The sequence below is a fragment of the Flavobacterium sp. HJJ genome, from assembly GCF_015351475.1.
GTDB lineage: Bacteria > Bacteroidota > Bacteroidia > Flavobacteriales > Flavobacteriaceae > Flavobacterium > Flavobacterium marginilacus.
Genome location: NZ_JADKPR010000038.1, coordinates 22998 through 31350 on the forward strand (window position 1 = coordinate 22998; position 8353 = coordinate 31350).

Here is an 8353-nt window from a genome sequence, read left to right on the forward strand (position 1 = left end):
CAAAAAAGATTATCAATTTTGATTTAAATTGTTGATTATCCCGAGATTATTGGGACTGATTTCAGATTTCGTTGTTGTAAAAAACAAACTTTACACTTTCACTAGAAAATCAGAAATCAACAATCGTTAATCTAAAATCTAAAATAAAATGAAGCTTGAAAATCTTGAAAAGCAATTAGCTGGAAAATTATTGTACGACAAAACCATACGTACACTTTATGCCACTGATGCAAGTGCTTACAAAGAAATGCCGTTAGCGGTAGCCATTCCAAAAACGAAAGAAGATATTCAAAAAATCATTGCTTTTGCAAGAGAAAACAAAAGCAGTGTCATTCCGCGTGCGGCCGGAACTTCTCTTGCCGGACAAGTCGTTGGAAACGGAATTGTGGTTGATATTTCGCAGCAATTCACCAAAATCCTTTCGGTTGACCCAGTTGAAAAATCGGCTTGGGTAGAACCCGGAGTGATTCGCGATGAGCTGAACTTACATTTAAAATCCTATAAATTATTCTTTGGCCCCGAAACCTCAACGAGCAATCGTTGTATGATTGGTGGGATGGTTGGTAACAATGCCTGTGGAGCGAGATCTGTCATTTATGGTTCTACACGCGAGCATTTATTGGAGATTAAAGGCTTTTTGGCCGATGGAAACGAAGTTACTTTTGGAGCGCTTACCAATGCTGAGTTTGAAGACAAATGCAACGGTATAAATGTCGTTAGCCCATTGGAACAAGCCATTTATGTTCAAGCGAAAGAATTACTAGGTTCACCTGAAAATAGAGCTTTATTCGAAGAAAATTATCCTAAAAAGACCATTCCAAGAAGAAATACAGGATATGCACTAGATTTATTGGCCGATAGCGAGCCTTTTGGCCATCCTGACGAAAAATTCAATTTCTGTAAATTAATTGCCGGTTCTGAAGGAACTTTGTTCTTTTCGACTGCCATAAAACTGAATTTAGTTGATGCGCTTAAACCGTTCGCCGGTTTGGTTTGCGTGCACCACAACAGCATCAACGAATCGTTGAAAGCCAACTTGGAAGCATTGAAATTCAACCCGGATAGTGTAGAGCTGATTGACCATTACATCTTGGAATGTACCAAGGAAAATATCGAGCAGAGCAAAAACAGATTCTTTGTGGAAGGTGATCCGCAGGCGATTTTGGTTGTGGAATTTTTAAGAGATTCCAAAGAGGAAATCGTGCAGGCGGCCAAAGAAATGGAAGAATTGATGCGTTCCAAAAATTTGGGTTACCATTTCCCGATTGTATGGGGCGAAGACACCAATAAAGTCTGGAACTTGAGAAAAGCCGGATTGGGATTATTGTCTAATATTCCCGGCGATGCCAAAGCCGTTGCGGTAATTGAAGACACTGCCGTTGACGTAAACGATTTACCTGATTTTATCGAAGATTTTAATGCCGTTCTAAAAGAGCGAAACCTCAGCTGTGTGCATTATGCGCACGCTGCAACAGGAGAATTACACCTTCGCCCGATCATTGACTTGAAAACCAAAGAAGGAACTGCGCTGTTCAGAACAATAGCTACCGATATCGCTCATTTGGTTAAAAAATATAAAGGCTCATTGAGTGGAGAACACGGAGATGGAAGACTTCGTGGAGAATTTATTCCGCTAATGTTGGGAGACGAAATCTACCAAATGTTTATCCAAGTAAAAAACACTTGGGATCCTTGGGGAATTTTTAATCCGGGGAAAGTGGTAAATACACCGCCAATGGACACCAACCTGAGATACAATCCAGGTCAAGACACTCCAATGCCAGAAACGTATTTTGATTTTTCCGAGCATAACGGATTTGTGCGCGCTGCCGAAATGTGCAACGGATCGGGAGACTGTAGAAAAACCGAAAAAAGTGGCGGTACAATGTGCCCAAGTTATATGGCAACCCGTGATGAAAAACACACCACTCGTGCCAGAGCCAACATTTTAAGAGAAACCATCACTAATTCGACCAAACAGAATAAATTCGATGACGAAGCTTTGCTTGAAGTTCTTGATTTATGTTTGAGCTGTAAAGGATGTAAATCCGAATGTCCATCGAATGTGGATATGGCGAAGCTAAAAGCGGAAACCTTACAGCAATACCATGATAAAAACGGCGTGAAATTCCGTTCTAAGTTAATCGGTAATACTCCAAAAATCAATCAATTATTTGCTTCAATGCCTTGGCTGTATAATTTTGGTACCAAAGGAATCATTGGAAACATTGTGAAAAGTGCAACTGGTTTTGCTGCCGAAAGATCACTGCCACAGATGTACAAGGTGACTTTTGCAAAATGGATAAAAAAATACAAGCAAACTGGTAATTTCGTTCAAGGGAAAGTATATTTATACAATGATGAATTCCTTAATTTCAATGACGTTGAAATTGGACAGACTGCCGTGAAGCTGTTTAACCGATTAGGTTATGAAGTGGTCGTCCCTCAAATTAGTATCAGCGGAAGAACCTATCTTTCTAAAGGAATGCTAAAAGAAGCCCGTGAAATTGCAGAGAAAAATACTCAGGCTTTCGCCAAAGAAATGCCGGAAAACAGCATTTTGGTTGGAATCGAACCATCGGCTATCTTGTCATTCCGTGATGAATATCCGGATTTGTGCCGTGGTGATTTAAAAGAAAAAGCAAAGAAACATTCAGACAGAGCGATGCTTATCGAAGAATTCCTGGCCAAAGAATTGGACGAAGGACGCATCACATCCGATTATTTTACGGAAAACTCCGAAAGAGTCCGTATGCATGGTCACTGTTTCCAAAAAGCCTTGTCTTCATTGGTACCGCTTAAGAAAATATTAATGTTACCAAAAAATTATACCGTCCTTAACATCCCGAGTGGATGCTGCGGTATGGCGGGTTCTTTTGGTTATGAGAAAGAACATTATGACATTTCGATGAAAGTTGGAGAATTGGTTTTGTTCCCAACAATCCGCGCCGAAGAAGAAGCGACATTGATTTCAGCTTCAGGAACAAGCTGCAGACACCAAATAAGCGACGGAACCAGCCGAAAAGCATTTCACCCTGTCGAGATACTTTATAAGGCTTTAAAATAAGTACAATTAGTTCTTTATATAAGAAATGCAGCTGTTTTGGAAATGGCTGCATTTTTTTTTGAGCTTGAAATCTTTAATGAAGGTATTTAATAATAAAAAATCAATTTGAAATTTTTTAAGAATCTTTTATATCTTTCGAAAATAATAATGCTTAATTCAACTGAGTTATTCTGCACAAATTTAGTCACATAAAACCAAAATAATTCATAATCCAAACTAATATACTACTAAAAATGAGCGAAACTAAAATTGAAAATTTAGAAAATAAACTTGGCATTTTAAATCTGTTAGTGATCATTTTATCAATATATGTTTTAGGTTCGTTACTTGTTGATTCTTTTGTAATTTTGTCACCTGAAACTTCGACTCTTTTAAATTATATAGACAACACAATTTGTGCTTTTTTCTTTGTAGAATTTTGTATTCGTTTTTTCAAAACAGAAAATAAATTAAAATTTATGCGTTGGGGCTGGGTTGATTTAATTTCTTGCATTCCAATGGTAAATTATTTGCGAACAGGAAGATTATTACGTTTAATACGTCTGCTTCGTATCGTTAGAGCTTTTAGATCAACAAAACATTTGATAAGTCATATTTTTGCTAATAAAGCACAAGGAGCCTTAACCTCTGTTTCTATCATTGCAGTTTTACTTATTATATTTTCTGCGATTGCTATACTACAAGTAGAAAAAGATCCAAATAGTAATATTAAAACTGCTGAAGATGCTATTTGGTGGGCGTATGTTACGATTACAACGGTTGGTTATGGTGATAAATTTCCTGTTACCACAGAAGGGCGAATAATCGCATCAGTTTTAATGACAGCTGGAGTTGGACTTTTTGGAACATTTACAGCTTACGTTGCTTCACTGTTTGTCATTGATAATAAGAATACAAATTAGGCGATTTGAATAATATTATTAAAACCAATGATAACAATAGAAACCTTACGAAAATTAGCCCTTTCGTTCCCCGAAGCAACCGAGGAACCACACTTTGAAAAAACATCTTTCAGAGTAAAGAAAAAAATATTTGCCACTTATGATGAAAAGCTCAAAAGAGCCTGCATAAAATTATCCGAAATTGACCAAAACGTTTTTTCTTCGGCAGATAAATCCATTATTTATCCGCTGGAAAACAAATGGGGCAAACAAGGCTGGACTTTAATTGAGATGGAAAAAATAAACAAAGACTTATTTATCGATGCTTTGACAACGGCTTATTGTGAAACAGCACCAAAAAAACTTGCTGAAAAATTACGTCCAAATAATGAATACCCCTAACAGAAATATTGATTGAAGAAATCATGACAGCAAAAAAGCAGACTATAAAAAAAGTCTTAAAGACAATCTGGATAACAGCTGGAATAGTTTTCACGCTTTGGGTGTTCTATTCATCACAATCACAAGGAGTGAGTAATCAGTCACTAAAAGAAAGTCCAGCTATTAAAATACAAAATACAGATGATTATTATTGTTTTACGCCAAAAGCAGCATTTAAAAATGTATTCATTTTTTATCCTGGTGCAATGGTTGATCCAAAAGCATATGTCCCGCTTTGCAGAAAAATAGCCGAAAACAGCATAAAGGTTTATTTAATCAAAATGCCTTGGCGGCTGGCATCCAAAGGATATAACAAGCCCAAAGAATTACATTTGCTCTGCGATACTAACAAAACATACATCCTTTCAGGACATTCGTTGGGAGCAAAAATGGCCGCTCAGTTTGTATTCGAAAACCCTGAATTAATAGACAAACTAATACTCATTGGCACTACACATCCAAAAACTTTTTCTCTTGCTGACTGCAAAATACCCGTCTTAAAAATTTATGGTTCAAAAGACGGAGTTGCTGACGAAAAATCTATTTGGGATAACCGGTCAAAACTGCCAAAAACAGCAAAGTTTCAAAGAATAGAAGGCGGTAATCACTCTCAGTTTGGTTACTATGGTTTTCAGTTAGGAGACAATAAAGCCACAATCTCAAGAGAAAAACAACAAGCAGAAACTTTAAAAATCATTATGGATTTTATAAATGAATAGAGTACTCTGTCTCCCGAACAGTTAATCACATTATTATAAAAAATGACACCAAGAATAATAACAGCAGACGAAAAAAAATTAATTGGAAAACGGCTTGTAATGAGTTTCGCTGACTACAAACCAAGCGAACTCTGGAAAAGTTTTATGCCAAGACGCAAAGAAATAAGCAATAACCTCTCCAGCAATTTAATTGCCATGACGGTTTATCAGCCGGCACATTTTCAAAATTTCAGTCCGGCAAATGAATTTGAAAAATGGGCTGCAGCCGAAGTTTTAAACTTTGACACTATACCTTCCGAAATGGAAATTTTTACTTTGAGCGGAGGACTTTATGCCGTTTTTGGCTATAAAGGCTTAAATACTGATGATTCCATTTACCGCTATATTTACCTCGAATGGATTCCTAATTCGGATTACGAATTGGATGACAGACCTCATTTTGAGATTTTGGGTGACAAATACAAAAACGGCGACCCGGAATCGGAAGAGGAAATATGGATACCGATAAAACGCAGGTAATAAATCCAGTACCTCATTTTAAAACAGCCCTTCCAATGCTTTATTTTGGATTCCAATTTTTGTAAAGTCAAAATTCAGTTTATTCTTCAAAATGGAAGCATAAACACTTCTAAAATCAATTTCATGGCGCAAATCACCATTGTCCAAATTGCTGAGATTGGGGTTATTTCCAATAATTTTCCCTAGATTATTACCTCCGATGATAAACATTGGAGCCGCTGTTCCGTGGTCGGTTCCTCGGCCATTATCTTTTACACGACGGCCAAATTCAGAGAAAACAACAATGGTCACATTCTGTAACTGCTGTGATTTTTTTAAATCTTCGTAGAAACTAAAAACAGCATCATTGAGTTCAGTCAATCTGTTTTTATGAATAGAAAGCTGATTATCATGGGTATCAAAACCGCCAAGGGAAGTATAATACACCTTGGAATTTAAGTTACCTTTTATCAATTTCGAAATCCATTCGAGGTTTTTTGCCAAGCCTGTTTTTGGATAAACAACATCTGAAGCAGCTGATTTTGCTAATGCTTTCTGAATTTCATCTGAACCTTCTATAACAGAGTTTGCCACTTTTCGAACAAAATCCAATTGAGGATTTCCCGATAACTGCCCTTCGTTTTCATGTTTGTTTTTAGTTTTAAACTGGTCGGGATCTTTTACAGTAATCGAATTCAGTTCATCTCCTTTCAGTGCCAAGTTATCAATAGTGTCAATATTTATTCCTGCTGTAGGCTGATGCTCCCTGCACTGCAGATCCAGATAACGCCCAAGCCAACCGTCATTTAAATATTCTTGATTTGTGGGTGCTGTCTGCCAGATTTCCTGGCTTCGGAAATGAGAGCGCACCGGATTTGCGTAGCCCACATTTTGGATAACAGATAAATCACCGCTTTGCTGCATGCTCGCAAACCCTTTCAAAGCAAGATGAAAAGCCATTCCTTTTGCAGTATTTAAAACCTCATCTTTCGAAATGGCAATTGCCGGACGTGCATAATAATACAGCGCATCTTCAAAAGGGATAAAAGTGTTAAGCCCGTCGTTTCCGCCATTTAACTGCACAAAAACCACACATTGTTCGCCCAAAACCAAATTAGTCTGTGAGCCAAAAGAATATAAAAAATCAGGTAACAGAAGTGATCCTCCTGTAAATGTTCCCGTAAGCGTTAAAAATTTTCTTCTGTCCATGATGAATAAGTCTTAATGTTGAAAGTCATAAATTCTAAAACCCTGACTGCGTTTAACTTTATGACCTTTGGCTAAACTATTAAATTAATTGAAATTCAGGAGTTTTTACCATAAAATTGAATAACCGCAATACAGCATTATCCGAACCTTCGGTTTTGCTGTCAAAATCATACTTTAAAATTCTTTCGAAATCCTCCTGATCGGATGCATCGGTTTTAAACAGCAGACGCTTTTCGAGTTCGGCAATGATTTCTTTATTGCTTCCGCTTTTATCCCAATCCAGTTTCACCTTAAACTGTCTATTTGGATTTTGAGCCATCATCTGATTTTCAGTATTTTGTTTATTCCCCCGAGTTAAGTTTTTACCATTACAAAGGAGATCAGCAACATTGTTCCGCTGTAAAAAAACCTGTGAAGTAAGCCAGGAATTACCTCCGTCCCACCCTTTTACATTGGGCTGATTGAACAGATCCATTCCTTGATCTCTTAGAAATTTAGCAATTAATCTTTCATTTGGGTTTTCGATATTGAGTTCGTTTGTCAGCTGCAGAATATATTCCAATGGGCTTTTAATCTTGGAACCAGCATTATTTTTGGCAAATTCTTCGGTAAATATCTTGATTAATAAGGGCTTTATTTCAAAATCCTTTTTTCTCAGATAACCACCATAGTAGTGAACCAGTTCTTCTTTTGGATTATCGTAAATAAACCACTGCATTATTTTTCGGGTAATCAGATAAGGAATATTCGGCTGTTCAAAAATAATGTCAATCATTTCATCGATTTTAAAACTGCCTTTTTTCCCAAAATAAACAAAGCTCTCATTATCTTCAAATTTTGGTCTGTAAACGGCTCCATCATCACCTAGACCTAGACCAGCAAGGCCTTTGGCACCGTTTTTTATATCATCTTCCGAGTAATTACCGATTCCGAGTGTGAAAAGCTCCAATAATTCCCTGCTTAAATTTTCGTTGAGTTTGCCTTTTCGGTTGTCTGTATTATCCAGATAACGCACCATTGCATTGCTTTTAACAATTTCCTTAGTCAGGGTTTTGAAATTTCCAAAAGCATTTTTCCTTAAAATCTGATTGTGCTGAAAAAGCCAGTAATTTACTTTCACCTTTGAAAACGCAGCCACATAATGATTATGCCAGAAACAAGTCATTTTTTCGCGAAGCGGAAATTCTGAAGTAATCATTTTATCAATCCACCAGATTTTCATTTCTTCAAAAGTCTGCCGTTCCAGTTTCTGTTTTTCCTGTTTTTGTTCCCTTGGGGCATTTTTATACAAATCCCGAAACTGCTGAAATTCAGCTATTGTTTTTGGGCTGTTTTCCAAAAAGGAAGGAATAGAGGAATCTACTGGAGCCGAAAATGAATTTTCAACAAAAGAAGCCAGTTCTTTTTTAGAAATTTTCGATGCTTCTTTATCAGTGAAACCCAAACGAAGAGACCAAAGCACATTTTGATTCATAATAAAAGTATTTAGATGAATGCGAAATCGTTTTAGTTTGACCAGTATTTATGAAAATGGTTTA

The 8353-nt window shown here is 36.8% G+C and carries 7 protein-coding genes; 5 read left to right on the forward strand and 2 right to left on the reverse strand.

The genetic code is table 11. From position 1 onward, the window contains the following. The first annotated feature begins 148 nt into the window (after positions 1-148). The 5 genes from IRZ80_RS19840 (at position 149) to IRZ80_RS19860 (ending at position 5627) form a co-directional block, all read left to right on the forward strand. Positions 149-3067 carry an FAD-binding and (Fe-S)-binding domain-containing protein gene (locus tag IRZ80_RS19840; RefSeq protein WP_194643937.1) on the forward strand — a complete coding sequence of 973 codons (2919 nt, stop codon included), beginning with the start codon at positions 149-151 and terminating at the stop codon, positions 3065-3067. A gap of 233 nt (positions 3068-3300) precedes the next feature. Further along, positions 3301-3969 carry a potassium channel family protein gene (locus tag IRZ80_RS19845; RefSeq protein WP_194643939.1) on the forward strand — a complete coding sequence of 223 codons (669 nt, stop codon included), beginning with the start codon at positions 3301-3303 and terminating at the stop codon, positions 3967-3969. A 27-nt stretch (positions 3970-3996) separates the two neighbouring features. Next, on the forward strand, positions 3997-4350 hold the full coding sequence (locus IRZ80_RS19850; protein WP_194643941.1) for an MmcQ/YjbR family DNA-binding protein: 354 nt from the start codon (positions 3997-3999) through the stop codon (positions 4348-4350). Positions 4351-4373: 23 nt separating this feature from the next. Beyond that, positions 4374-5108: an alpha/beta hydrolase gene (locus IRZ80_RS19855; protein WP_194643943.1), complete on the forward strand. Its 735-nt coding sequence runs from the start codon at positions 4374-4376 to the stop codon at positions 5106-5108. A 42-nt stretch (positions 5109-5150) separates the two neighbouring features. Beyond that, entirely contained in the window at positions 5151-5627 is a 477-nt protein-coding gene (locus IRZ80_RS19860; protein WP_194643945.1) for a GyrI-like domain-containing protein, read from the forward strand. 18 nt (positions 5628-5645) lie between these two features. Here the strand turns inward: IRZ80_RS19860 and IRZ80_RS19865 are convergent, their stop codons facing one another. Together IRZ80_RS19865 and IRZ80_RS19870 are read right to left on the reverse strand one after the other, a co-directional pair. Then, complete coding sequence (locus IRZ80_RS19865; protein ID WP_194643947.1) at positions 5646-6815, reverse strand: DUF1501 domain-containing protein; 1170 nt, start codon at positions 6813-6815, stop codon at positions 5646-5648. 79 nt (positions 6816-6894) lie between these two features. Then, complete coding sequence (locus IRZ80_RS19870; protein ID WP_194643949.1) at positions 6895-8289, reverse strand: DUF1800 domain-containing protein; 1395 nt, start codon at positions 8287-8289, stop codon at positions 6895-6897. Positions 8290-8353 lie beyond the last annotated feature (64 nt).